Here is a 25,144-nt window from a genome sequence, read left to right as displayed (position 1 = left end):
AAAAGTTAATATAATTATATCATACTCTTTTAGATTTTTTATAAATTATTTATGATTGTGAGCTATTCATCACTCTAAAATTAATTTCTAACCTAAGGTTAGAATTGTTCAGATCTTTTTATCCAATATTGAAGTTTAGCGTCGATTTTAACAACGATAAAATATACAGGATAAGCAAATACTAGATTATAGATAAGAGCGATAATCATATTGTTTATGACAAGCCAGATATTATAACTATAACCTAATAAAAAGATGAATAAAGCAATGATAAAATAATTTAAAAAAGTAGAAAATACACTAGCTACAATAGGTAAAAATATATTTTCTTTGTAGATTAGTTGAGATATCTTATGGATTAAGATACAGATGATAACAAGACTTAGAGTATGGATACCAAGGAATGTACCAGAAGCTAAATCTTGAAATAATCCTGCACAAAATCCATATAAAATAGCATATTTATCATAAATAATGCTAAAGAAAATAACTAATAATAAGATTAAATCTACAGAAATTCCATCATAAGCAATAATGTTAAAAACAGATGATTGTAGAATATAGGCAATGAATATTAATAAAAAACATGGTATTACTGTTTTCATTTTGTATCACCTGTAGTAGGTTGAGCTGGAGTTTGAGCATTTGCTTGAGCTGGTGCTGTAGGAGCTGGAGTTGCAGCAGGTTGAGCTACTTCACGATGGTTAATGATAACAGCAACATTTTCAAGTTTTTGAAAATCTACACAAGGATATAAAGTTGCATATTGTAATAATCCACCAGAATCATTTTTTATAGCAGCTACAGAGCCGATAGGAATTCCTTTTGGATAGATACCACCAAAACCAGAAGTGATGATAGTATCGCCTTCTACGATATTAGCGTTTTGTGGGATATTAGTCATATTGATTGCTGAATTGGAATCAGCAGAACCTTTGACTATACCAGCTACTCGAGAATCAGCACGTTGAACAATAGAACCAACAGCAGAGCGAGGGTCAGTAATAAGTTCAACTTCAGAATAAGAAGCATAAGCTTCATGAATATTACCTACAAGACCATCAGGAGTAATGACAGTCATATTTTTTTGTACACCATCATCTGTACCACGATTGATAATGATATGACTGCTCCAAGTAGCACTATCACGACCAATAACGTTGGCAGGTAATAAATCAAATTGCAAATTAGCTTTTTTATAATTTAATAATTGACGCAGATTAGCATTTTCTGCTTCAAGCTCAGCTGTACGAGCAACCTTGAGTTTTAAATCATCGTTTTGAGCTTTTAATTCTCTATTTTGGTCGTAAACATAAAATACATCATAAAGATAGTTACGGAAATCATTACATTTACTTGAAACTGCGCTAGTAACAGATTGAAATGGTGCTAAAACGTTTACAACAATAGAATTAGCAAGTGGTGCATTAAATCTACCAATAGCAGCAAAAAAGAGAATACAAATTATGCTTATAATGATAAATAAGACGATTAATGAACGTTTAGAGGGTGATTTCATTATTTATTCAACTTCTTATCACTAATAATTACATTGTTTAAGAGATTGATATTTTCTAAAGATTTACCAGTACCTTCACCAACACAAGATAATGGGTCTTCAGCAATGATTACAGGCATACCTGTTTCTTGAGAAAGTAATTTATCTAAATTGTGTAATAACGCACCGCCACCAGTTAGCATGATACCACGGTCTAAGATATCAGCAGCAAGTTCAGGTGGTGTTCTTTCAAGTGTTACTTTTACAACATCAACAATTTTCTTAACTGGTTCTTTCAAAGCTTCAGTGATTTCTTCAGCATGAATTTTTAATGTTTTTGGCAAGCCACTAACGAGGTCACGACCACGGATTTCAAAATCTTTTTCCATGTCATCACTAACCATAGCATTACCGATAGACATTTTGATTTCTTCAGCAGTACGTTCACCAATCATGAGGCTGTATTTACGTTTTATATATTGAATGATAGCAGTGTCTAAAGCGTCACCAGCAACACGAAGAGAACAGCTTGTAACAATACCACCAAGGGATATAACAGCGATTTCTGTAGTACCACCACCGATATCAACTACCATACTTCCAGTAGCTTCTTCAACAGGTAGACCAGCACCAATAGCAGCAGCCATAGGTTCTTCAATTAAATATGCTTCTCTAGCACCTGCTTGAATAGCAGCATCTATAACAGCACGTTTTTCTACTTCAGTTACACCAGATGGTACACCTACAACAACACGTGGTTTGCTAAAGGAAGAACCATTTCTAGCTTTATTGATAAAGTATTTTAACATTGCTTGAGTAACTTCAAAATCAGCAATTACGCCATCTTTCATTGGGCGAATAGCTACGATATTGCCTGGAGTACGACCAATCATGCCTTTGGCATCAGAACCAACAGCAAGAACTGCTCCTGTATCCTTTCTAATAGCAACAACAGATGGTTCTCTAAGCACAATACCTTTTCCTTTTAAATGCACAAGGGTATTGGCTGTTCCTAAATCGATACCGATATCTTGGGAAAAACCACCAAATAAATTCCACTTCATGTTAAAACATTCTCCCTTCAATTTTATAACAATCTGACTACTTATTTTATCATACCTTGTTGTTTTAAGCTAGTAAATTTATTATCTCCAACAATAATATGATCTAAAATTTCTATATCAAGTATTTTACTGCCTGCTATTAGCTTTTTTGTTATATGAATATCTTCCATACTTGGGCTAGGATCGCCACTAGGGTGATTGTGTACAAGTATCATAGATGAAGCAAAATGATTGATAGCACAGCGAAAAACTTCACGAGGGTGAACTATAGAAGCATTTAAGCTTCCTATAGAAATATCTGGAAAAGCAATGATTTGATTTTTAGTATCTAAAAGTAAAATGGCAAAGTGTTCTTTTTTCTCATAGCGAAGTCTAGGCATTACATAATTTACTACATCTAAAGGTCTTTTTATCGCCAATTTTTGTGCAGAAGGTTTTTTTGCTAGACGCAAACCTAATTCAATAGCAGCTAACAGCGTAGTAACTTTAGCAAGCCCTAAACCTTTTATGGAAATCAATTCTTTTGGTGAAGAATTCACAAGAGAAGCCAAGCCATCTTCTTTGTATTTAGCTAGAATTTCTTGAGATAATTCAAATACAGATTTTTTTCGTGTACCAGAATGTAATAATATAGCTAATAATTCAACATTGCTTAAAGCTTTAGCTCCAAGAGTTAAAAGTTTTTCGCGGGGTCGTTCTTCATCAGGTAAATCTTTGATACTTGTGCTCATAAATCAACATCAGCTTTTTTACATAAATTATATAAACAATTTAAAGGTAAACCTACTACATTAAAATAACAGCCATTGATTTTTTCAATAAAAATAGAAGCTAATCCTTGAATAGCATAAGCTCCTGCTTTATCTTGTGGTTCTTTTGTTTTAATATAATTTAAAATTTCCTCATCAGATAAATTTTTCATGGTAACATCAGTAGTGCAAACATCAGAAAATATTTTTCCATTTTTTATCAATGCGATACCAGTGCAAACTTGATGTGTTTTTCCTGAAAGATTTTTGAGCATGCAAAAAGCATCATTATCATCTTTAGGTTTACCATAAATTTTGTTGTCTAAGGCAACTACAGTGTCGGAACCTAAAATTATTTCATCTTTATGATGGTTATCAACGCTGGCTTTTGCTTTTAAAATAGCATTTTGCATGACTAATTTTTGTGGATTGGGTTCATCGCGAAAAGTGAGTTCTTCACAACTGCTAGGACGACAAACGAATTTGCAACCGATTTGTGCTAATAACTCTTTACGACGCGGTGAAGATGAAGCTAAGATTAACATAAAAAATCCCTTCTATAAGTAATTTTGTTTATTAATATGCTTTTACATATGAATACTAATCATACGATATAAGATAACTATTGTATTAGGATTTATATAAAAATAAAAAATAGCATATTATGAATGGTTAAGTTCATTATAGCAGAGAACATAAAGCTTTTCATCTAATTTTACTAAATTTTAATTTTGCATAATATTAAAATTAAACTGTATAAATATTCTGATTATCTATAATATTGGCTTGACTGAAACACGACCTCAATGGTATAATTCTGAATATAACTTGCAAATTTTGGAAATCGTTGTTATTTTCACAGAGGAGATAGTGCGATGGAGATAAATAATAGTAAAGAATTAGAAGAAAAAATTAAATGTCTAGATAAAATGACTGATGAAGAAATTGTAATGCAGATAAAAGAAAAGCATGATGATGTCGCACTAGATTATATCATAAAAAAATATCGCAATTTAGTTAGAGTAAAGGCAAGAGCATATTTTTTAATTGGTGCTGATAGAGAAGATATCATTCAAGAAGGAATGATAGGACTATATAAAGGTGTCCGAGATTTTCGCAGTGATAAATTATCTTCATTTAGAGCATTTGCCGAAATGTGTATTACACGACAGATTATAACGGCAGTAAAGACAGCTACAAGACAAAAACATATACCATTAAATTCATATGTATCGCTAAATAAACCAATTTATGATGAAGAATCAGACCGTACCCTGCTAGATATAATTTCTGGCTCTGTTGTTATTGACCCTGAAGAGATGATGATTCATCGTGAAGAATTCTTAGATATTGAAGATAAGATGGAAAAATTATTAAGTGATTTAGAATGGAAAGTCTTAATTGCATATCTTGATGGTAAATCTTATCAAGAAATTGCTGTAGAATTACATAGACATGTAAAATCAATTGATAATGCGCTACAAAGAGTAAAGAGAAAACTAGAAAAATATGTAGACGGTCATGGTAACATAGACATAAAAGGCAGTATGAGTGATTTTGGTTCTGTAGGTAAATATTTAAGAGATATGTATTAATTAAAAAGCTGTAATTTTTAAGTTTTTATGCTTAAAAATTACAGCTTTTTTTAAATGTATTCGCCAATGAAAACTTTATCGCAATCGTCAGTATCAGTTAATTTTACTGCAATAGCTTCTTTTGTAGCAGTAGGAACATTTTTACCTACATAGTCAGCACGAATAGGTAATTCACGATGTCCTCTGTCGATTAAAACAGCTAATTGAATTTTTTTAGGTCTGCCTAAATCAATTAGAGCATCTAAGGCAGCACGGATAGTTCTACCTGTGTATAAAACATCATCTACTAAGACAAGAGTTTTATTAGTGATATCTTCATCAATATGAGTTTCTTGAATTAGTGGCTGATAAGACATATGAGCTAAGTCATCACGATATAAAGTGATATCTAAAACACCGATAGGAATATGAACACCTTCGATATTTTCGATAATAGATGATAATCTTTCAGCTAAAGGCACACCACGTTTTCTAATGCCAACAATGATGACATCTTTAGTGCCTTTATTTTTTTCGATTATTTCATGTGCTATACGAGTCAAAGCACGTTCGATGGCTTTACCGTCCATGACAACAGTTTTTTCAATTAGTTTAGCCATTATTAATCACATCCTTAAATAAACTTCATGATATTGATGATTTAGATAAAAGTTTAAATGGTTTGACGAAAATATTTTAATAAGTTTTCCATATCTTCAGGAATTGGTGCAGTAAAAGTCATTTCTTCTTTTGTGCGTGGGTGAATGATTTTTAAATTTAAAGAATGAAGTGCTTGTCCTTCGATATTGAATTTATTTTTACTATTGCAATATTTAGGGTCACCGATAAGTGGGTGTCCAATATATGCCATGTGAACACGAATTTGATGTGTTCTACCTGTCAATAATCGACATTGTACGAAAGTATAATTTTTATAGCGTTCTAGTACATGAAAAACAGTAGTTGCTGGTTTTCCACCATTTGTTACAACTGCCATTTTTTTACGGTCAATAGGGTGGCGACCGATATTACCATTGATAATACCTTTTTCTTCGGTAATATTACCATGAACTAAAGCTACATATTCTTTAATAGCTGTTTTACTGCCTATCTGTAAGGCTAAGTCATTATGAGCAAAATCATTTTTGGCAACGACCATGACGCCGGAAGTGTCTTTATCTAGGCGATGAACAATACCAGGGCGAATTTTGCCATTGATACCGGATAATTCATCATGACAATGATAAAGTAAAGCATTTACTAAAGTTCCACTATAGACTCCAGCGGCAGGATGAACTACCATACCACGAGCTTTATTGATGACGATAATATCGTTATCTTCATAAAGAATATCAAGCGGAATGTTTTCTGGTTTTACTTCTATTTCTGTAGGTGGTTCAAATACCATAGTGATTTGGTCATTAGCTTTTAATTTATAATTAGCACGTTTTACTTCATTGTTGACAGTTATAGCACCATCAGTAATCATTTTTTGAATACTAGCACGAGATGGATTATCTTCTTGACCGGCAAGAAAAACATCTAATCTAGTGCCTATTTCATCAGAGATTGTATATGTTTTTATCATGAGTTTGTTCCTTTATCTGTAATAAATAATAGTTCGTAAATGATGATGATACAGCCACAAACAATAGCAATATCGGCAAGATTGAAAATAGGCCAAATGCGAAAATCGATATAATCGACTACTTTACCGATGAATATACGGTCAATCATATTGCCGATAGCGCCACTGAAAAGCATAGCTATACCTAACTGAAATAATTTATTTAGTTTTATGATTTTAGAATAAAAATAAACGATAGCGAATATCAAAATTACAGCGATAAGGATAAAAAAGAAACGCTGATTTTCTAAAATACCAAAAGCTGCACCTGGATTTAAAATATAAGTGAGATGCAATAAATGAGGAATAACAGGAATGGACTCACCTAAAAACATATTGTTTACAACTAAATATTTGATTAATTGGTCTAAGACGATGATTAAAATAACAAAAGAGGATAAAAAAAACACAAATAAGTCTCCCATTTTTAAAGATAACGTTTTAATAAAACAACAGTACGTCCTTTTTTTGTAGTTCCACGAACTTCAGCTACTTCTAGGCGACCACGTCCACGAATGGAAATGATATCACCTTGTTTTACCATTTGGGAGGCACTTTTCACAGTTTGCCAATTTAATTTGAGTTTTTCAGCATCGATCATAGAAGACATTTTACTGCGAGAAGCTCCAAATCCAGAAGCTGCGATAGAATCAATACGTAAAGAGGCTACAGTGGAAGTTATTTCTTTGCAACGTTCTTCACGAGGAGCGATAGTTTCAAGGTTATCTAATTCACAACTAACTTTAGCTGAACCGATTTGTGTTAAATTTTGTAAGATGAAATCAGCCATTTTAGTAGTGCAAATAATTTTTACCATACCTAAAGTTATCAATAAATCACCAATTTGCTCACGTTTGATGCCAAGTCCCATGAGAGCACCTAAAACATCACGATGAGAAAGACGATAGAATTTATCGTTCCATGTAGCTTTGACAACAGAGATATTATAAGAAGGTTTTCCCATAAAATCTTCATGTACAAAGTTGGCACATTGTCTTTCTGCACCGATATATCCGCCAAAGAAATCAACAGATATACCATCATAGTGAGCAACTACAGTTTCAGCTATTTCACAGCCATAAGGGTCAAGAAAATCTGTAGCACGGAATTTTCTTGTTTTGTTTACAGCTTCTACTGCGTCTATTAATTTTATAACAATTTCTTCGCCTTCAGTTCCTTTATAAAAGCGAATAATCTTTTCACGGTCTGCCATTATAAAAAAATCAATCCTTTTTGTTTATTCTTCCCAAGGCATAGTTGTTGAAGAAGATGGTTTTTTCAATTCTTCAGTAAAGTTAACACTAACATTATTTGGGGCACACATAAATACATTTTTACCAACTTTTTTGATATCGCCGGATAAAGCGTAAGTAGTACCACTGATAAAATCAATAATGCGTTTAGCAATATCGCTACTAGTGTTTTCAAAGTTTACTACAACTGGTTTGTGGTTGCGAATATGGTCAGCTACTTGCTGAGCATCGTCAAAAGAAACTGGTTCAATTACCATTACTTTTAATTGGTTGTTTTTAGCTTTATTTTTAAAATCTACAACATTATCAGGATTTTGATAAGTTGTTGCTTGTAAATCACTATCATCAGTGTTATCTACTTCTTCAATATACTCTTCAGATTCAGGATTTTGTCCCATCTTATTGCGGATTTTGTCGACAATTTTCATAATATATATTTCTCCTTAATATTGACGTGGGCCGAAGATACCTGTGCCAACACGAACGATATTAGCACCTTCTTCAATAGCTATTTGGTAATCATGTGTCATGCCCATAGATAGATATTTTATTTCTGATGTAGCAAATGTTTTAGCTTGAACTTGTTTAAAGAGTTTAAACATTTGAGCAAACATAGGACGAACATCTTCTAAATTATCTACTTTTGGTGCAATAAACATTAGCCCCATAAGTTTTAAATTGCTTAATATATCAATTTTCGCTAAAAGCTCGTCTAATTCCTCTAAATAAACCCCAGTTTTTGAAGCTTCTTTGACTAAATTAACTTGTACTAATACTTGTTGAACTTTGTCAATTTTTTGTGCTTCTTTATTTAGAGCTTCAGCTAATTTGATACTATCTACTGATTCAATCATATCAAATAGTTTTACAGCATATTTAGCTTTATTAGTTTGTAAATGACCAATTAAATGCCATGTTACATCACGATTTAAAGTTTCATGTTTTTGCAAGGCTTCTTGTACTCGATTTTCACCGATTACATTAGCACCAGCATCAATAGCTTCTTGCATAGAAGCTACATCATGATTTTTAGTTACTGCTACTAATAAAACATCTTCACTAGCAGCATTATGTCTTTTTGCTATACTTTCTTTAATATGTTCTTGAACAGTTTTTAAATTTTCTTTAATCATAGAAATTCATCCCCTGAAAATCTTATAATCTATTTAATAATATAATAATTTATGAAAATTATCCATAGTTTAGGTAAAATTATTTATCTAAGTGAAATAATGGAAGCTATTCTACCTGTTTTGCCATTATCTGCACGATAAGAGAAAAATACATCTTTGTTACAAGCTGTGCAAGTATTAGCCATATCAATATTATCAGCTAAAACTCCTGCTCTTTGTAAGATAATAGCATTTGCTTGCCAAAGGTCTAAATGATATTTTTTACTATCTTGATTAAAATGCAAGATTTTATCGCTATCATTTTGGAAGACTTCATTAAATTTTGCAACTACCTCATCACCTATTTCATAACAACATGCTCCTATAGATGGACCTATGGAAGCTAGGCAATCACTAGGATTAGTGTGATAATGTTTAGTCATTTCTGCTACTGTATGTTTGGCAATTTCGCCTACAGTGCCACGCCAACCACCATGAGCTACGCCAATAGCATTGTTTTTAGGGTCATAAATCATAATAGGTGTGCAATCTGCAAAAAACAAAGTGAGTGGTACATTTTTTAGATTGGTGATTAGAGCATCTGTATCATCAATGGAATTTGCAAAAGAAATAGCACCACTACCGATATTTTCTTCAGTAATACAAGCAACTTTATTGCCATGAACTTGCTTACAAGTAGTCATTTTATGACTATCTAAATTTAAACCTTCACAAAATAATTGGCGATTGGCGATGACATCATCTGGATTATCATTTACATGAAGAGCTAAATTTAAGCTATCAAATGGTGCTTTACTATGACCATTAAATCTAGTAGATATGGCATGAATTACTTTATCTTGAGGAAAAATAGAAAATTGTCCATACCATAAATTATTTTGAGCGTGAATTAATTTGAACAAAAATATCAACTCCTAAATATACATATAAAGGATAAAAGATAATAGATATGGATTATTTGCAGACACCACAGCGCTTGCAACCATCAAAACATTGTATAGTGTGTTTTTCTTGAAGTGCTGTTTGCAATTCTTTCCATAAATAATCTTTAGTAAAGCCCATATCTAAGCTATCCCAAGGAAGTAATTCTTCTTTGTCAAAATTGCGATATAAATAATCATCAGCATTGATTTTGAAAGTTTTTAAGGCACGTTTAAATGCTTTGCTACCGCCATTTAAATGAGCTTCATAAATTACTTGAGAAATTTTTCTATCTCCTCTAGCTAATATGCCTTGGATAAATGATTCTTTGGTGGATTCAAATTGAACTTCGATATTTTTATATTTTTTTAGTTCAGATTTTATATATTTAAAATATTTTTCCGTTTGTTTTAAATCTGCCATAGCACTCCATTGGAATGGCGTGCATGGTTTAGCGATAAATGGATTGATACTTAAGGTTAAAGTGCCTTTAGAACCAAGTTTTTCCATATATTGTTTTAAGCGAATAGTCATATCAACAATGGCTTTAATATCATTTTCATCTTCATTAGGAAGACCTACCATGATATATAAGCGGTAATTTTTAACGCCAGCATTTATACCCATAGAGATGGATTTAAAGAGATGTTCTTCTTCGATGCCTTTGTTGATGATATGGCGGATTTTTTCACTGCCTGCTTCAGGTGCTAGCGTCAATGTTCTTTGTCCACTTTGAGCAAGAGCATCTACTAATTCTTGGGTTACAGAGTCAGCACGAAAAGAAGCAACAGACATAGGCATATCTTGACTGCGAATATGTGAGCAAAGTTCATTGATTTGCGGATAATCAGATATTGCAGGGCCCATTAGACCTACTTTTTTATTCAGATTTTTTGCCTGTGGTAAATATGATAATAATTTATCTAAACTGCGATGGCGAGGTTTTCTAAAGCAATATCCTGCCATGCAAAAACGACAATGACGACCACAGCCACGAGATGTTTCGATTAGAAATAAGTTGAATTCCGTATTTTCTGTGGTGATGACAGTTTTACCATCATAAGCATCTAAATCTCTTATCCATTGACGAGAGACTTTTTGAGGAACCGTATCATTTGTTTTGATGGCGGAAAGTTTATTATTTTCATCATATATATGGTCATAAAAACAAGGTACATAGACACCTGGCACTTGAGCAAGTTTAAATAATAATTCTTTGCGGGATAAATTTTCATTAGATGGATCATTATATACATCTAAAAAATTATTGATAGTTTCTTCGCCTTCGCCAATGATGAAAGCATCGATAAATAATGAGAGTGGTTCAGGATTAAATGTAGCACAAGGGCCACCAGCGATGACAATTGGGTCTTTTTCTGTGCGTTCGTTAGCTAATAATTTTACTTTACCTAAAGAGAGCATTTGTAAAATATTGAAATAGTCCATTTCAAAAGAAATAGCAAAGCCAATTAAAGCAAAATCATGGAGTGGTGTTTGTGTTTCCATACTCATAAGCGGAGTATGAGTGCGTGTATAATCATCTATTAAATTTTTATCAGGCAAAAAGAAACGTTCACAAGCACTGTCATTGCGGTTGTTTATTTGGTCATAAATTATATGAAAACCTAGATTAGACATACCAACAAAATAAGAATTTGGATAAGCTAGGGCAAATCGTTTGCGAAAGCCACCAGGAAAGATTTTATATCCTTGTTCTTGTTTGAGCATTTCTTGTAATTGTTGTTTTAATTTCCAATTCAAAGTGGGCGTATTCTCCTTTATCTTATAGTTAAATTTATGATAATAAATAAGAAAAAAGCTCACAAAAGTGAGCTTGAATAAATTTATTTTAGTTTATCTTTATTCATAGAATTAAGATTTTCTAATTCTTGCTTGAAATTATCGATATCTGAGAATTTACGATAAACAGAAGCAAAACGAATATAGGCAACTTTATCGAAAGTCTTGAGATGTTTCATGACGATTTCACCAATAATCTTGCTGGGAATTTCATGTTTCATCGTATTGCAGATTTCGCGTTCAATATCATCAGCTAATTTGATGATTTTTTCAGTAGGTATATCTCGTTTATAACAAGAGCGAATAATACCTTGAAGAATTTTTTCTTTAGCGAATACAGCACGACTACCATCATTTTTTATGACCATTAAAGGTACTTTTTCCACAGTTTCATAAGTGGTAAATCTTTTCCCGCAAACTGTACATTCGCGGCGTCGTCTTATAGAATTACCATCATCAGTAGTACGGGAATCTACTACACGGCTGTCGGGAGCTGCACAGAATGGGCATTTCATAATATCACCTCTAAGTAAGTCTGTAATTTTTTAATTATTTTGCTTGTTGCTGAATAGCATTTTGAGCATTGGCAGCAGGTGCGTTTTGTGCATTATTAGCAGGAGCTGGATTTTGTGGTTGAGCTGTAGCTGGTTGCTGATTTTGAGCATTTTGTGCATTTGGAGCAACGAAGGACTTAGTTACAACAGCACCGATATCACCTAATTTGCCAACTGGTTGATTGTTGAATGTAATATCAATAGCACCAGCATTACCTACAGTAATATCTATTTGATTATTACCTTTCCAATTTAAATTGCTACCTTTTTTTACAGTTTCAGAAAGAACAACGTTACCATCAACTTTTACTTCAGTCCAACAATCTTCATTGAATACAGCTGTTACTTCAGCGCCATTTACAACTGGAGCTGGAGCAGGTTGTTGAGCTTGTTGCTCTGGTTGTTGTGTAGATTCCTGCTGTGTAGTATGTACAGGAGCTTTAGTATCAGAAGTATCTTGGCTAGATAAAAAGAATACTGCACCGCCGATTATAACAATTAAGATGATAATAACGAGAAAAATATTTTTTTTGCTATTGGATTTAGTTGGTTGCAAATATGCTTGATTGCTAGCAAAAGAGTCTATTTTAGGAATGTTTTTTTCTTTAGTTGGTTCAGCAGTTTTTTCAGTTATTTTTTCTTCAACTTTTGGAGGTTGAGCAGGAGAAACAGGTTGTTCTTGAACTTGATTAGTTGATTCTACTTCTTTTTCAGAGGTAGACGCATTTTTTTCTTTTTTGTATTGCTCAATAAGTTCTAGGCTGTTTAAACCTAAAAATTTACCATATGTTTTGATAAAACCTTTTAAAAATACTTCACCAGGAAGTTTATCATAATCACCATCTTCAATGGACTTTATATATAATTTACGTATATTAGTACCTTGTTCTACATCTTCTAATGATAATTTCTTTTGTTCACGTGTTTCACGTAATAAATCACCTAACATCATGGTTCTCCTTCTCTAAGTGTAATTTAATTATAAACATTATACAATAAGCTTGTTTATAAATAAAGTTCTTCTTTACGAATATATTGCTGAACTTGTTCTGTAGTTATATATTGTATAGAATATCCTTTTTTTATACGTTGTCGAATATCTGTAGAAGATATTTCAAGTTCAGGTGTTTCTAGAAGTGTTATATTGAAATTTTTAAAATGTTGTTGAATGGTAGTTAAATCTAAAGTATAGCTTGGTCGTTTTGTAGCAATGAATTTGCAACTTGCAAGCAGTTCATCAATTTTATGCCATGTAGGTAAATCATTGATACAATCAGCACCGATAATAAAATAAAAATCAGTATCTTCACCATAGATAGTTTTAAGCGCTTTTATCGTATCTATGGTATATGATGGACCAGAACGTTCCATCTCAATAGAAGATACTTCAAAATGAGGATTGGAGCAAGTTGCAAGTAATGTCATATTAAAACGATGTTTAGCCGAGGTCATTACACTGTGTTTATGAGGGGGATTAGCTGAAGGAATGAAGATAACTTTATCTAGTTTAAATTCATCCCAAACAGCTTCCGCTATCATTAAATGTCCGACGTGAATTGGGTCGAATGTACCACCCATAATACCTATTTTTTTCATGATAAATATCTCCAAACTTTAATAGTTTTAATAGAAAATATATATTAAAATAAGGGAAAAAATTATAGATAAAAATATAAATAAGAAAAAAGCACGACTATAATCTAAAATATCATGATGACCTTTTGGAGTGGAATAATATTGTTTTAATAATTTTAGACAATTAGATAAATATTTAAACATTAACGAATTTGACCTTCACCATAAATTAAATATTTCATGGTAGTTAAAGCTTCTAGTCCCATTGGCCCACGTGCATGGAGTTTTTGTGTACTAATGCCGATTTCTGCACCAAAACCAAATTCATTTCCATCAGTGAAACGTGTAGAAGCATTTACATATACAGCAGAAGCATCTACTAATTTTTGGAATTTCAAAGCGTTATTATAATTAGTTGTGATGATGGCTTCAGAATGACCACTGCCATAAGTATTGATATGAGAAATAGCCTCATCAATATTTTCAACTATTTTTATAGAAATGATTAAATCTCCATATTCAGTAGACCAATCTTCTTTGGTAGCTGTTTTTAATTCAGGGCAAATAGCCAAACATTTTTCACAGCCACGAATTTCAACTTTAGCCTCTGATAATTTTTGACAAATCATAGGAAGATATTCGTTGGCAATTTTTTGGTCAATTAAAACTGTTTCTATAGCGTTGCAGACTGCAGGACGAGAAGTCTTAGCATTGAGAATGATTTTTGTAGCTAATTCTAAATCAGCAAATTCATCAACAAATACATGACAAATGCCTACACCAGTTTCAATTACAGGAACAGAACTATTTTCAACTACACGTTTTATTAAGCCAGCGCCACCGCGTGGAATGATTACATCAACATACTTATTTAAACGCATCATCACATCTACAGCCTCATGTTCTGTTATGCTGACAAATTGAATAGCTCCATGAGGAATACCTGCACTATAAGCAGCTTCAGCTAAGATGGAAGCTAAGATTTTATTTGAATGAATAGCTTCTGAACCGCCACGTAAAATCACAGCATTACCAGATTTTAAGCAAAGACCTATAGCATCAGCTGTAACATTTGGACGAGCTTCATAAACTATGCCAACAAGACCAAGTGGTACACGAATACAGCGAATATCTAAGCCATTAGGACGACGGCAAGACATGATGCCATTACCAACAGGGTCGTTTAAATTAGCAATTTGACGAAGACCATTAGCCATTTGAGCAATTCGTTCTGTAGTCAAAAGCAATCTATCTAGCAAAGAAGCAGATAAGCCTTTTTGGCGACCATTTTCCATATCGATATTATTTTCTTCTAAAATAATTGGAGTTTTTACTTCTAAAGCATGTGCCATAGTGAGCAATGCTTTATTTTTTTCTAATGAAGATAATGTAGCCAATTTTTGAGAGGCTTTTTTGGCCATCATTGCTTGATTAGTAATGATTTCTTTTATATCTATTTGTGCATTTGAACTCATATAATCACCTTTTTTAATTAGACCATAATAACCATATTATCACGATGAACAGCTTCATCAAATATTGGTGAATTGTCCAATAAAATATTTTTAAATTCGTCGGAGTGTAAACCTTTTAATTTTTGTAGCGTTTGAGAACTATAATTTACACTGCCACGAGCAATTTCACGACCAGATTGAGATAAAATACGTACAGTATTTCCCTGTTTAAATTCACCTGCTATAGCTAAAATGCCTACAGCTAGTAAACTAGAACCAGAAAGCACAGCTTTTTCACAGCCTTTGTCGACAATGATATCGCCAGCTATTTGTTTACCAAAAGCAAGCCAAGATTTGCGTTGTTTAAGATGGGTTTCTTTAGCAGGGAAGATAGTGCCTAGTTCTTCACCTTTTAATAAACGACGTAAAACATCATGTTCTGAACCAGAAGCGATGACCATTGTACAGCCAGAATTAATAGCTATTTTAGCTGCTTTGATTTTAGTACTCATTCCTCCTGTTCCCATAGATGTACCAGCACCACCAGCCATATTTTCAATTTCAGGAGTGATATGTGGTACTTCATGGAGAAGTTTTGCGTTTTTATCTTTGCTTGGATTAGCAGTATATAATCCATCAATATCGGATAAAATTATTAAAGCGTCAGCATCTACTAAAGTTGCAACAGTTGCAGACAAAGTGTCATTATCGCCAATTTTTAATTCATCAACAGCAACAGCATCATTTTCATTGATGATAGGAATTACCCCCATGGATAATAAAGCCATCAAGGCGTTGCGTGAATTTATATATTGAGAATATTGACGAGAATTTTCTTTAGTCAATAAAACTTGAGCTACTATTTGGTCATATTCTGCAAATAATTTTTCATATATATGCATCAATATTCCTTGACCTACAGCAGCCATTGCTTGTTTTTCGGGAATACTTGCTGGTCGAGTATTTTTCTTCATACGTTCAAGACCTGCACCTACAGCTCCTGAAGAAACGAGAATTATTTCTTTTCCTTGATTAGCTAAATCGGAAAGTTCACGTACTAGATGTTCTATTCTTGAGATATTTAATTTTCCTGTATCATAATTTAAAGTACTAGTGCCGACTTTGATTACAATACGTTTGGCTTTAGTTAATTCTTGACGAGGTAACATAATCTTTACTCATTTCATTATTTATATTTTTATTTGTTAAATTATATTATTTAGGAAGTTCGATTTTTGGTTTTTTGAAATTGCGACGCCATAAAAGACCGTTACGACCAATGATTTGAACTAAATCACAATTAGTGCGTTCTGCTAAAGTAGTAATAGCAACTTCAATATCTTCTGGGCAGTTTTGAAGAACACGAACTTTGATGAGTTCACGTTTTTCAATAGCTTCATCAGCACTGTTTACAACAGCAGGGGTGATACCTTCTTTGCCGATTGGAACGATTGGCTCTAATGTCATACCTAAAGAGCGTAAAAATCTTTTTTGTTTACCTGTGAGTGTGTTTTTTATCAATGAAAAATCCTCCTATAAATAAGTTTTAAAATTAAATAATTTTTTAGTGGGTATAATTAAGTTTTTACCTAATTAAAATACCCACTAAAATAAAAATTCTTTATGTGATTTGCTAATTTAGAAATTTAAATTAAAACAATAGCTATATATTATTGTCTATATTCAAATTCCATTTCACCGATATATACAGTATCGCCTTCTTTAATACCTTTAGCGCGAAGTTTTTCATCGATACCTTTTAATCTCCAAATATATTGGAAACGACGAATTGCTTCATCATTGCCAAAGTTAGTCATGGCAACGAGTTTTTCTAAAGATTTACCAGAAACGATAAAGCCTTGACCTGTCATATCACGTTTGATAGTGATATCATCAGCGTCATCTTCTTGAGCATTGTAAATTTTTTCTGCATTATCTTCTTCATCTACTTCTTCAACATAATCTTGAAGCATTTGATATACATAACGCATTAAATCTTGAAGACCTTCTTTAGTTGCTGCAGATACAGGGAAAACTTTTAAGCCCTCTTTTTCAGCCATTTCTTGAATTCGAGCTAAGTTTTCACTAGCTTGTGGTAAATCAAGTTTATTAGCTGCAATTACTTGACTGCGTTTAGCAAGTTTTGGGCTGTATAAAGATAATTCTTTATTTATTTTGTAGAAGTCTTCTACAGGGTCGCGTCCTTCAATGCCAGAAGCATCTAAAACGTGAATGATAACTTTTGTGCGTTCAATATGACGTAAGAAATCATGACCAAGACCAACGCCTTCAGAAGCTCCTTCGATAAGACCTGGAATATCAGCCATGACAAAGTTTTGAGCATCTCCAAGACTTACTACACCTAAAACTGGAGTTATAGTAGTGAAGTGATAATCAGCAATTTCAGGGCGAGCTGCTGATACACTTGCGATGATACTAGATTTACCGACACTTGGATATCCTACTAAGCCAACATCAGCTAATAATTTTAATTCTAAAAGAAGTGTTCTACCTTCACCAGGTTCACCGAGTTCAGCAAATGTAGGAGCACGATTAGCACTAGTGGCGAATTTAGCATTTCCACGACCACCGCGACCGCCTTTAGCAACGATTGCTTCATCACCTTCATTTACAAGGTCAGCTAAAACTTCACCTGTTTCAGCATCTTTGACTAAAGTACCAGCTGGCACTTTGATAATGCATTGAGGTGCATTTTTACCATATTGATTTTTTATATCACCATTGCCACCGTTTTTACCAACGAATTTGCGATGATAACGGAAATCTAAAAGTGTATTCATATTGCGGTCAACTTTTAAAATGACGTCAGCACCACGACCGCCATCACCGCCACTTGGTCCACCTTTAGGTATGAATTTTTCGCGGCGAAAAGCAGATTTTCCGTGTCCACCATCGCCTGCTTTTACAATAATTTTTGTTCTGTCAATAAATTGCATTTTTTCCTACCTTATTAAAATAAAATTAATATTAAATTACCAAAAAATATTCTATGGCACTAAACATACCAAAAAAATAATAATTTGTAAAGAGTATAGCAAATTTGTAGTATAATATAAATAGGATAGGTTTTGCAAGTATAATTGATAGATATTTCATTGATGTATATAATTCTTTATGTTAAAATATATATTTGTGAATTATGGACTTTATCATAAAAAGTTATAAAAAAGGAGAGTTTCTCTTGGAGTTTCGTAAAGCAGATATATTAGGAGTGAGAGTCGCAGCTTTGACCATGGGTGAAGCTGTGAAAACAGCTGAAGCTTTTATGGACAGTGAAAAACCGCATTTGATAGCAACTGCTAATGCAGAGATGATTATGCGAGCAACACATGATACTGAATTGAAAGAAATTTTAAACACTGCTGATTTAGTAGTTCCCGATGGTGCAGGTACAGTTTGGGCTTCTAATTATTTAGGAGTGCAAATGCCAGAGAGGGTAGCAGGTTTTGATTTAGTACAAGCTTTATTTGCTAATGCTCCTGCGAAAAAAAGACGTATATTTTTCTTTGGTTCTGCTCCAGGTGTAGCAGAAAAAGCAAAAGCAAAAGCAGAAAAAGATTATCCAGGTATTCAAATAGTAGGAACACGAGATGGATTTTTTACAGCTGAAGATGAGGCTGAAATAATTGCTCAGATAAAAGAAGCTAAGCCAGATTTATTATTGGCAGCTTTGGGCGTGCCAAAACAAGAAAAATGGCTAAAGGCGCATATGCAGGAATTGAATTGTCCACTATGTATAGGCGTAGGTGGCACATTTGATGTTATGGCAGGTGTTATGAAAAGAGCACCACTTTGGATGCAAAAAGCCAAATTAGAATGGTTATTTAGGGGTATGTTACAGCCAAAACGCATAGGCAGATTGATGGCTTTGCCACGATTTGTAATGGCGGTGAAAGCTTCTAAAAAATAATAAATAATTAGTTAAATAAATATATAAAATATAAATAGTCTAGATAGACAAACATTTTAGGATAGCATATAATGTTTTTAAGGGTTTTTAGTAATTTTTCAATTTTTCATAGGAGGGGTTGGAGTGTTAAGATTGCCCATTGTTAAAGAAGGGTTTCCGTTCATTGGTATTGGTGTAGTAATTACCTTTCTTTTGGGTTATTTTGTGCATCCTGTAGTTGCTGTTTTTCCTGCGGTATTAACGTTATTTTTCACGTATTTTTTCCGCAATCCACGTCGTAATATTCCACAGGGAAAAGATATTTTAGTATCTCCGGCAGATGGAACAGTGATGGAAGTATCAGATGTAGATAATGATGAGTTTATAAAAGCTCCAGGTCGAAAAGTAGTAATATTCTTATCAGTATTTAATGTACATGTAAATCGCAGCCCAATTGCAGGCGAAATAAAATGTCAGCAATATAGTTGTGGAAGATTTGACCCTGCATATAAAAAAGATGTAGGTTTTGAAAATGAACGTCATATGATAGGTATTGAAAATGAGGATTTGCGCATAACAGTAACGCAAATTGCAGGTATTTTAGCTCGCAGAATTGTTTCTTGGGTTACTTTAAATGATGGACTTTCTAAAGGCGAATTATACGGTATGATTCGCTTTGGTTCTTGCACAGAAGTTGTTGTACCAAAAAATGTAGAATTATTAGTAAAAAAAGGCGACAAAGTTGTCGGTGGAGAAACAATTATTGGGAGGATTAAAGAGTAATGAATTATAGAGTAATCATACCAAATCTGTTTACTTCTAGTAATTTAGTTTTTGGTATGTGTTCAATTATTTCCACATTTAATGGAAATATATTCTGGGGTGCTGTATTCATCTTATTGGCATTAGTAGCTGATGGTTTAGATGGTAGAACAGCTCGTTTTTTTGGTGTTAGCAGTGAAATGGGTAAAGAGATGGACTCTTTATGCGACTGTGTTTCCTTTGGTGCAGCACCAGGATTTTTAGCATATAGCTTTGTTATGCATGAATTTAGTTATTTTGGTTGGATAGCTGTGATTTTTTACGCTGTGTGTGGCATGTGGCGATTAGCTCGTTTTAATGTAAATGCTTCCGTAATACATGGTTATTTTATGGGAGTACCTATTCCAGCTGGCGGTTGCTTAATCGCCACATGGATTTTATTATCCACTCATTTAGGTATTACACCAGCTATGCAAATTGATACATTGGGATATTTTTTACCCATTTTAATTATGTTTGTAGGATATTTATTGGTTAGTACTTTTAAATATCCAGATTTTAAGGGCAAAGGCGAAAAAATTAGCAAAGTAGCATTAGGTATAATAGCTATTTTTGCTATTTGTGTATTGTATTTTGGTCGCGATGCTATAGGATATGCAATTTTGTTTGATATCTTTATATCTTATGCATTGTTAGGTATTTTAAATACTATATTTTCTTTAGGTCGTAACTAAAATAAATAGCTAAAAGGGGATTTAAATGTATATTCTCGATTGGATTATGGTGCCAATTCAGATAATAATTTTCTTATTTACAGTTTATTATTTTTTAATAGGTGTAAATGGTCTGTGGCGCAAAAAGGAAAAGAAAATTTTAACACCACAAAAAACTTTTGCAGTAATTGTGGCAGCACATAATGAATCTGCAGTAATTGGTCAATTAGTGGATAACTTGAAAATGTTAGATTATCCAAAAGAACTATATGATATTTTTGTAATTGCTGATAACTGTACAGATAATACAGCTCAGATTGCACGCGATTGCGGAGCTATTGTTCATGAACGTTTTAATGATAAAGAACGTGGTAAAGGCTTTGCAATGGAATGGATGTTTGCTAGATTATTTGAAATGAAACGCAAATATGATGCAGTGGCAATCTTCGATGCAGATAATTTAGTAGATAAACGCTTCTTATTAGAGATGAATAATCGCTTATGTAAAGGGGATAAATTAGTACAAGGTTATCTTGATGCGAAAAATCCTTATGATACATGGGTTTCCGGAACTTTTGCGATTGCCTTTTGGGTTATTGACCATATTTGGCATTTAGCAAAAACAAATATTGGTTTATCTTCTGTACTTGGTGGTACAGGTATGTGTATTACAACAGATGTTTTGAAAAAACATGGTTGGGGTGCTACTTGCCTTGTTGAAGATATGGAATTTACCATGAAATCTTTAGCAGAAGGTATAAAAACAACATGGGCTCATGATGCGATTGTTTATGATGAAAAACCACTTACTTTTAAACAATCTTGGAACCAGCGTAAACGTTGGGCACAAGGTCAATTTGACGTGGCACATCGCTTTATTCCGAAGATGTTAAAAGAAGGTATTCGTCGTCGTGATATTCGTATTTTAGATGGTTGTCTACATTTATTACAGCCTCATTTCTTATTGATTTCCACATTCTTTGTCATCTTATCATATGTACAGATGGGATTAGGATATCCGTTATTTACAAATATATATCAATTTTTACCATCTAGTTTGCTAACTGTAATTACTATGGGGCAATATATTTTACCTATTATTATTTTGGCAAAGATACATGTTAAATGGAAAGCATGGTTTTACTTAATTTTATATCCAGTGTTTATTTATAGTTGGATCCCAATTGTATTTTTAGGATTTTTAGATAGAAATAAACATGAATGGTCACATACAAAACATACTCGTGCAGTTAGTTATGATGAATTGACTCGTTAATTTAAGAAAAGAACTATTAGATTAAACTAATAGTTCTTTTTTAGCTATATAAATAAATTATTATAAAATTTTTATAGTAGATAAATATATGGTATAATTTTTATATTAATTTTATTAATTATTAAGGAGGAAATTTTTTTGTTTGAATTAGTAGTAAATGGAGCTTTTGAAGCAGCTCATCGCTTAGTAGATTATCCTGGAAAATGCAACAGATTACACGGTCATAGCTGGACTGTAGAGATGTCTGTCAGTGGAGATAAATTAGATAATATTGGTATGGTTGCAGATTTTAAAGTATTAAAATCTATGTTAATGGAAGTATTAGATGCTATGGATCATCAATACTTAAATGAATTACCTCAATTTAAAGAATTAAATCCTACAGCAGAACATTTGGCTAAATATATTTATGAAACAATTGAAGCAAATGATTTATTTAAAACTAATTGTAAATTAAATTATATAAAAGTATGGGAATCACCAAAAGCAGCAGTTATATATAGAAAGGATGCTTAATTTGCAAGCAGGAGTATCAGAAATTTTTTCTTCTATTCAAGGCGAAGGAAAATATGTAGGTTGCAGACAATTATTTATTCGTCTTATTGGTTGCAATATGGATTGCCCTTATTGTGATACGGATAAATTGGCACATAGTAATTTAGTTCCATGTGTTTTAGAAAAATGTGAAGGATATGAAGGCGATTTAGAATTAAAAAATCCTTTGGATTTAAATGACATCATGCCTTATATCAATTATCGTTTACAACAGCCACATCATTCTATCAGTATTACTGGCGGAGAGCCGTTATTATATCCACAGATTATCTTAGAATTGGCTAAAAATCTAAAGCCATTATCTATACCATTATTTTTGGAAACAAATGGTACTTTGGTGAAACAATTAGCTCAAGTTATTGATGAAATAGATATAATCAGCATGGATATGAAATTGCCAAGTGATATTGGTAAAGCTTATTGGCAAGAGCATGAAGAATTTTTGAAATTGGCTAGTAAAAAAGATGTTTATGTAAAAATTGTAGTTTCCAAGGAGTCTACAGTTGAAGATTTTGAAAAAGCATTATCCATCATAAAAAATATTGATGAAAATATTTTATTAGTTTTACAGCCAATTACACCATTAGGAGGATTACATGAAGCTCCTCCAGAAAAAATGCTCAAATGGCAAACTAGAGCAATGCAAGTATTGAAAAATGTTAGAGTAATACCACAAACTCATAAAATGATGAACCAATTATAATATTGATGAGGTTTTTATGAAGATTTTATTAGTTAATGATGATGGCATAAAAGCCGAAGGCTTAAAAGCTATAGCTAAAGAGTTATCTTTAAAACATGAAGTTTTTGTTGTAGCACCGATGACAGAGCAAAGCGGAATGTCGCAGGCTTTGACTATGGGTGTTCCTTTGCGTGTAGAAACTGTGGATATGAAGATGGAAAATGTAACGGCTTATGCTGTGGAAGGAACACCAGCAGATTGTACTAAATTAGCTTTGGAATTTTTATTAAAAGAAAAACCAGACTTGATAATTTCTGGTATAAATAATGGAGCTAATTTAGGAACAGATGTGCTTTATTCGGGAACAGTAGGAGCGGCTTTAGAAGGATATAATCATAAAATATCTTCTATAGCCGTTTCTGTATCTAGTAAATCAAATGTATCATTTTCAACGATTGCAAAAGTAATGGCAGATAGGATTAGTTTTTTTTATAATACTGATAAATTATTTATGTATAATATAAACTTCCCTAAAAGCTTGAAAGATAATAAAATAAAATTTGTATTTACTAAACATGGACATCGCATTTATGAAAATGAATTTGATGCTGTGATTTTAGATGATGGCTCTATAGCATATAAAATGCAAGGGCGAGCTAAAGATATAGGCAATGATGAATTTACAGATATTGAAGTTGTAAAAAATGGTTATATATCAGTTACGCCTTTACAGATAGAGCGTACTGATTTTAGTAAATTAGAAACTTTAAATAATTTAGGAGGAATTCTTAATGGAATCAATGATTAGAGATATTAAACTTGCACCATCAGGTCATGATAAAATTGCATGGGTAAAAAACTTTATGCCTGTACTTCGTTCTATAGATGAAGAGTATAGTAAAACAAAACCTTTTGCAGGTAAAAAAGTAGTTATTACTATGCACTTAGAAGCTAAAACTGCATATTTAGCTTTAGTATTTAAAAATGCAGGAGCAGAAGTTATCGCTACAGGCAGTAACCCACTTTCTACACAAGATGATGTCGTAGCTGCACTTGTTGAAGACGGCGTAACAGTATATTCTTGGTATAATTGCACAAATGAAGAATATGATATGTTCATTGATAAAGCATTAGATTGCAATCCAGATATGATTATTGATGATGGTGGCGATTTAGTAGCACGTATTCATAATGAACGTCCTGAATTAATTGATAGAATTATTGGCGGTAGCGAAGAAACTACAACAGGTGTTATTCGCTTGAAAGCTTTAGCTGAACAAGGAAAATTAAAATTCCCTATGATTGCAGCAAATGATGCATATTGTAAATATTTATTTGATAATCGCTATGGTACAGGTCAATCTACTTGGGATGGTATCATGCGTACCACAAATTTAGTAATTGCAGGCAAAACAGTAGTAATTGCTGGCTATGGCTGGTGTGGTAAAGGTGGAGCTATGCGTGCTAAAGGTCTTGGTGCGAATGTAGTTATCACTGAAGTTGACCCAATTAAAGCTATTGAAGCAGTATTTGATGGCTTTAGAGTAATGCCTATGGAAGAAGCTGCAAAAATTGGCGATATCTTCTTGACTCTTACAGGCTGTGATAATGTCATCAATGAAAAACATTTTGCACTCATGAAAGATGGCGCAATGATGGCAAATTCTGGTCATTTTGACGTGGAAATCAACAAAGTGGATTTACTCAAAAATTCTGTATCTCATCGTCCTGTTCGTAAAAATATTGAAGAATATGTACAAAAAGATGGACGTAAATTATATCTTTTAGCTGAAGGTCGTTTAGTTAATCTTGCAGCAGGTGATGGACATCCAGCAGAAATCATGGATTTATCCTTTGGTGTACAATTCTTCTCCGCACTTCATATTTTGAATCATCATCAAGAAATGGAAAATAAAGTATATTTAATGCCAGAAGAAATCAATACAAAAATTGCTCAAATTAAATTAAAAGCTCTTGGTGTAGAACTTGATGAATTGACAGAAGAACAAAAAGCATATTTAGCAAAAGCATAATTAAGAGGTTT

The 25,144-nt window shown here is 32.8% G+C and carries 29 protein-coding genes; 9 read left to right on the top strand and 20 right to left on the bottom strand.

Going from position 1 to position 25,144, the window contains the following annotated elements; genetic code table 11:
• Positions 1–98: 98 nt before the first annotated feature.
• The 5 genes from mreD to F553_RS0106400 are packed head-to-tail and all read right to left on the bottom strand — an operon-like array spanning position 99 to position 3,856.
• Complete coding sequence (gene mreD, locus F553_RS0106420; protein WP_008537203.1) at positions 99–605, bottom strand: rod shape-determining protein MreD; 507 nt, start codon at positions 603–605, stop codon at positions 99–101.
• Complete coding sequence (gene mreC, locus F553_RS0106415; protein ID WP_018999454.1) at positions 602–1,519, bottom strand: rod shape-determining protein MreC; 918 nt, start codon at positions 1,517–1,519, stop codon at positions 602–604. The genes mreD and mreC overlap by 4 nt, the downstream gene beginning before the upstream one ends.
• Positions 1,519–2,562, bottom strand: a complete 1,044-nt coding sequence (locus F553_RS0106410) for a rod shape-determining protein (protein WP_008537205.1) — start codon at positions 2,560–2,562, stop codon at positions 1,519–1,521. Before F553_RS0106410 ends, mreC begins: the two co-directional genes overlap by 1 nt.
• Before the next feature lie 41 nt (positions 2,563–2,603).
• Complete coding sequence (gene radC / locus F553_RS0106405; RefSeq protein WP_008537206.1) at positions 2,604–3,293, bottom strand: RadC family protein; 690 nt, start codon at positions 3,291–3,293, stop codon at positions 2,604–2,606.
• Positions 3,290–3,856 (bottom strand): Maf family protein, encoded by a 567-nt coding sequence (locus F553_RS0106400; RefSeq protein WP_018999453.1) that lies wholly within the window; start codon positions 3,854–3,856, stop codon positions 3,290–3,292. Before F553_RS0106400 ends, radC begins: the two co-directional genes overlap by 4 nt.
• A 330-nt stretch (positions 3,857–4,186) precedes the next feature.
• On the opposite strand from F553_RS0106400, the gene sigH reads away from it, so the two are divergent.
• Complete coding sequence (gene sigH / locus F553_RS0106395) at positions 4,187–4,906, top strand: RNA polymerase sporulation sigma factor SigH (protein WP_008537208.1); 720 nt, start codon at positions 4,187–4,189, stop codon at positions 4,904–4,906.
• A 50-nt stretch (positions 4,907–4,956) separates the two neighbouring features.
• Here sigH and pyrR read toward each other — a convergent pair whose 3' ends face one another.
• The 15 genes from pyrR to obgE all read right to left on the bottom strand — a co-directional run bounded on the left by pyrR (position 4,957) and on the right by obgE (position 18,159).
• Positions 4,957–5,505, bottom strand: coding sequence for a bifunctional pyr operon transcriptional regulator/uracil phosphoribosyltransferase PyrR (pyrR, locus tag F553_RS0106390; RefSeq protein ID WP_008537209.1), 549 nt, complete (start codon positions 5,503–5,505; stop codon positions 4,957–4,959).
• Positions 5,506–5,558: 53 nt separating this feature from the next.
• Positions 5,559–6,473 (bottom strand): RluA family pseudouridine synthase, encoded by a 915-nt coding sequence (locus F553_RS0106385; RefSeq protein ID WP_018999452.1) that lies wholly within the window; start codon positions 6,471–6,473, stop codon positions 5,559–5,561.
• Positions 6,470–6,922 carry a signal peptidase II gene (gene lspA, locus F553_RS0106380; RefSeq protein ID WP_018999451.1) on the bottom strand — a complete coding sequence of 151 codons (453 nt, stop codon included), beginning with the start codon at positions 6,920–6,922 and terminating at the stop codon, positions 6,470–6,472. The genes F553_RS0106385 and lspA overlap by 4 nt, the downstream gene beginning before the upstream one ends.
• Before the next feature lie 17 nt (positions 6,923–6,939).
• Entirely contained in the window at positions 6,940–7,725 is a 786-nt protein-coding gene (locus F553_RS0106375) for a YlmH family RNA-binding protein (RefSeq protein ID WP_008537213.1), read from the bottom strand.
• Between the two features lie 24 nt (positions 7,726–7,749).
• Positions 7,750–8,193: a cell division protein SepF gene (locus F553_RS0106370; protein ID WP_008537214.1), complete on the bottom strand. Its 444-nt coding sequence runs from the start codon at positions 8,191–8,193 to the stop codon at positions 7,750–7,752.
• A 15-nt stretch (positions 8,194–8,208) separates the two neighbouring features.
• Positions 8,209–8,898, bottom strand: a complete 690-nt coding sequence (locus F553_RS0106365; protein ID WP_018999450.1) for a YggS family pyridoxal phosphate-dependent enzyme — start codon at positions 8,896–8,898, stop codon at positions 8,209–8,211.
• A gap of 83 nt (positions 8,899–8,981) precedes the next feature.
• Positions 8,982–9,800, bottom strand: coding sequence for a peptidoglycan editing factor PgeF (pgeF, locus tag F553_RS0106360; protein ID WP_018999449.1), 819 nt, complete (start codon positions 9,798–9,800; stop codon positions 8,982–8,984).
• A 52-nt stretch (positions 9,801–9,852) separates the two neighbouring features.
• Positions 9,853–11,580, bottom strand: coding sequence for a TIGR03960 family B12-binding radical SAM protein (locus tag F553_RS0106355; RefSeq protein WP_018999448.1), 1,728 nt, complete (start codon positions 11,578–11,580; stop codon positions 9,853–9,855).
• Positions 11,581–11,663: 83 nt separating this feature from the next.
• Positions 11,664–12,134, bottom strand: coding sequence for a transcriptional regulator NrdR (nrdR, locus tag F553_RS0106350; protein ID WP_008537218.1), 471 nt, complete (start codon positions 12,132–12,134; stop codon positions 11,664–11,666).
• A gap of 34 nt (positions 12,135–12,168) precedes the next feature.
• Positions 12,169–13,125 carry a helix-turn-helix domain-containing protein gene (locus F553_RS0106345; protein WP_244263939.1) on the bottom strand — a complete coding sequence of 319 codons (957 nt, stop codon included), beginning with the start codon at positions 13,123–13,125 and terminating at the stop codon, positions 12,169–12,171.
• 53 nt (positions 13,126–13,178) lie between these two features.
• Positions 13,179–13,769, bottom strand: coding sequence for a nicotinate-nucleotide adenylyltransferase (nadD, locus tag F553_RS0106340; RefSeq protein WP_008537220.1), 591 nt, complete (start codon positions 13,767–13,769; stop codon positions 13,179–13,181).
• 182 nt (positions 13,770–13,951) lie between these two features.
• Positions 13,952–15,223, bottom strand: coding sequence for a glutamate-5-semialdehyde dehydrogenase (locus tag F553_RS0106330; protein WP_018999446.1), 1,272 nt, complete (start codon positions 15,221–15,223; stop codon positions 13,952–13,954).
• A gap of 17 nt (positions 15,224–15,240) precedes the next feature.
• Positions 15,241–16,371 (bottom strand): glutamate 5-kinase, encoded by a 1,131-nt coding sequence (proB, locus tag F553_RS0106325; protein WP_008537223.1) that lies wholly within the window; start codon positions 16,369–16,371, stop codon positions 15,241–15,243.
• A 46-nt stretch (positions 16,372–16,417) separates the two neighbouring features.
• Positions 16,418–16,723: a ribosome assembly RNA-binding protein YhbY gene (gene yhbY, locus F553_RS0106320; RefSeq protein WP_018999445.1), complete on the bottom strand. Its 306-nt coding sequence runs from the start codon at positions 16,721–16,723 to the stop codon at positions 16,418–16,420.
• Positions 16,724–16,872: 149 nt separating this feature from the next.
• The gene (gene obgE / locus F553_RS0106315; RefSeq protein WP_008537225.1) at positions 16,873–18,159 is read right to left on the bottom strand and encodes a GTPase ObgE; all 1,287 of its coding nucleotides are present in this window, start codon (positions 18,157–18,159) and stop codon (positions 16,873–16,875) included.
• Between the two features lie 203 nt (positions 18,160–18,362).
• On the opposite strand from obgE, the gene F553_RS0106310 reads away from it, so the two are divergent.
• The 8 genes from F553_RS0106310 (at position 18,363) to F553_RS0106275 (ending at position 25,133) form a co-directional block, all read left to right on the top strand.
• A complete protein-coding gene (locus tag F553_RS0106310; RefSeq protein ID WP_051081857.1) occupies positions 18,363–19,133 on the top strand; it encodes a WecB/TagA/CpsF family glycosyltransferase in 771 nt (256 codons plus the stop codon).
• A 123-nt stretch (positions 19,134–19,256) separates the two neighbouring features.
• Positions 19,257–19,895: a phosphatidylserine decarboxylase family protein gene (locus F553_RS0106305; protein ID WP_018999443.1), complete on the top strand. Its 639-nt coding sequence runs from the start codon at positions 19,257–19,259 to the stop codon at positions 19,893–19,895.
• Positions 19,895–20,608 (top strand): CDP-diacylglycerol--serine O-phosphatidyltransferase, encoded by a 714-nt coding sequence (gene pssA, locus F553_RS0106300; protein ID WP_008537230.1) that lies wholly within the window; start codon positions 19,895–19,897, stop codon positions 20,606–20,608. The genes F553_RS0106305 and pssA overlap by 1 nt, the downstream gene beginning before the upstream one ends.
• A gap of 25 nt (positions 20,609–20,633) precedes the next feature.
• The gene (locus F553_RS0106295; protein ID WP_008537231.1) at positions 20,634–21,863 is read left to right on the top strand and encodes a glycosyltransferase family 2 protein; all 1,230 of its coding nucleotides are present in this window, start codon (positions 20,634–20,636) and stop codon (positions 21,861–21,863) included.
• A 138-nt stretch (positions 21,864–22,001) separates the two neighbouring features.
• Positions 22,002–22,379, top strand: a complete 378-nt coding sequence (gene queD / locus F553_RS0106290) for a 6-carboxytetrahydropterin synthase QueD (RefSeq protein WP_008537232.1) — start codon at positions 22,002–22,004, stop codon at positions 22,377–22,379.
• Positions 22,372–23,121, top strand: a complete 750-nt coding sequence (locus F553_RS0106285) for a 7-carboxy-7-deazaguanine synthase QueE (protein WP_071594777.1) — start codon at positions 22,372–22,374, stop codon at positions 23,119–23,121. The genes queD and F553_RS0106285 overlap by 8 nt, the downstream gene beginning before the upstream one ends.
• Before the next feature lie 16 nt (positions 23,122–23,137).
• Positions 23,138–23,908 (top strand): 5'/3'-nucleotidase SurE, encoded by a 771-nt coding sequence (gene surE, locus F553_RS0106280; RefSeq protein ID WP_018999441.1) that lies wholly within the window; start codon positions 23,138–23,140, stop codon positions 23,906–23,908.
• Positions 23,892–25,133 (top strand): adenosylhomocysteinase, encoded by a 1,242-nt coding sequence (locus F553_RS0106275; RefSeq protein WP_015563116.1) that lies wholly within the window; start codon positions 23,892–23,894, stop codon positions 25,131–25,133. Before surE ends, F553_RS0106275 begins: the two co-directional genes overlap by 17 nt.
• Positions 25,134–25,144 lie beyond the last annotated feature (11 nt).

The sequence above is a fragment of the Megamonas rupellensis DSM 19944 genome (genome assembly GCF_000378365.1).
GTDB lineage: Bacteria > Bacillota > Negativicutes > Selenomonadales > Selenomonadaceae > Megamonas > Megamonas funiformis.
The sequence above is the reverse complement of the archived record's forward strand: the minus strand, read 5'-3'. Positions and strand labels throughout refer to the sequence as shown.

What these genes read in the sequence shown, in the direction of transcription:
- mreD (WP_008537203.1), bottom strand. Translation starts at nt 605, where the DNA reads ATGAAAACAGTAATACCATGTTTTTTATTAATATTCATTGCCTATATT.
- mreC (WP_018999454.1), bottom strand. Translation starts at nt 1,519, where the DNA reads ATGAAATCACCCTCTAAACGTTCATTAATCGTCTTATTTATCATTATA.
- F553_RS0106410 (WP_008537205.1), bottom strand. Translation starts at nt 2,562, where the DNA reads ATGAAGTGGAATTTATTTGGTGGTTTTTCCCAAGATATCGGTATCGAT.
- radC (WP_008537206.1), bottom strand. Translation starts at nt 3,293, where the DNA reads ATGAGCACAAGTATCAAAGATTTACCTGATGAAGAACGACCCCGCGAA.
- F553_RS0106400 (WP_018999453.1), bottom strand. Translation starts at nt 3,856, where the DNA reads ATGTTAATCTTAGCTTCATCTTCACCGCGTCGTAAAGAGTTATTAGCA.
- sigH (WP_008537208.1), top strand. Translation starts at nt 4,187, where the DNA reads ATGGAGATAAATAATAGTAAAGAATTAGAAGAAAAAATTAAATGTCTA.
- pyrR (WP_008537209.1), bottom strand. Translation starts at nt 5,505, where the DNA reads ATGGCTAAACTAATTGAAAAAACTGTTGTCATGGACGGTAAAGCCATC.
- F553_RS0106385 (WP_018999452.1), bottom strand. Translation starts at nt 6,473, where the DNA reads ATGATAAAAACATATACAATCTCTGATGAAATAGGCACTAGATTAGAT.
- F553_RS0106375 (WP_008537213.1), bottom strand. Translation starts at nt 7,725, where the DNA reads ATGGCAGACCGTGAAAAGATTATTCGCTTTTATAAAGGAACTGAAGGC.
- F553_RS0106370 (WP_008537214.1), bottom strand. Translation starts at nt 8,193, where the DNA reads ATGAAAATTGTCGACAAAATCCGCAATAAGATGGGACAAAATCCTGAA.
- F553_RS0106365 (WP_018999450.1), bottom strand. Translation starts at nt 8,898, where the DNA reads ATGATTAAAGAAAATTTAAAAACTGTTCAAGAACATATTAAAGAAAGT.
- nrdR (WP_008537218.1), bottom strand. Translation starts at nt 12,134, where the DNA reads ATGAAATGCCCATTCTGTGCAGCTCCCGACAGCCGTGTAGTAGATTCC.
- F553_RS0106345 (WP_244263939.1), bottom strand. Translation starts at nt 13,125, where the DNA reads ATGATGTTAGGTGATTTATTACGTGAAACACGTGAACAAAAGAAATTA.
- nadD (WP_008537220.1), bottom strand. Translation starts at nt 13,769, where the DNA reads ATGAAAAAAATAGGTATTATGGGTGGTACATTCGACCCAATTCACGTC.
- F553_RS0106330 (WP_018999446.1), bottom strand. Translation starts at nt 15,223, where the DNA reads ATGAGTTCAAATGCACAAATAGATATAAAAGAAATCATTACTAATCAA.
- proB (WP_008537223.1), bottom strand. Translation starts at nt 16,371, where the DNA reads ATGTTACCTCGTCAAGAATTAACTAAAGCCAAACGTATTGTAATCAAA.
- obgE (WP_008537225.1), bottom strand. Translation starts at nt 18,159, where the DNA reads ATGCAATTTATTGACAGAACAAAAATTATTGTAAAAGCAGGCGATGGT.
- F553_RS0106310 (WP_051081857.1), top strand. Translation starts at nt 18,363, where the DNA reads ATGGACTTTATCATAAAAAGTTATAAAAAAGGAGAGTTTCTCTTGGAG.
- pssA (WP_008537230.1), top strand. Translation starts at nt 19,895, where the DNA reads ATGAATTATAGAGTAATCATACCAAATCTGTTTACTTCTAGTAATTTA.
- F553_RS0106295 (WP_008537231.1), top strand. Translation starts at nt 20,634, where the DNA reads ATGTATATTCTCGATTGGATTATGGTGCCAATTCAGATAATAATTTTC.
- F553_RS0106285 (WP_071594777.1), top strand. Translation starts at nt 22,372, where the DNA reads ATGCTTAATTTGCAAGCAGGAGTATCAGAAATTTTTTCTTCTATTCAA.
- surE (WP_018999441.1), top strand. Translation starts at nt 23,138, where the DNA reads ATGAAGATTTTATTAGTTAATGATGATGGCATAAAAGCCGAAGGCTTA.
- F553_RS0106275 (WP_015563116.1), top strand. Translation starts at nt 23,892, where the DNA reads ATGGAATCAATGATTAGAGATATTAAACTTGCACCATCAGGTCATGAT.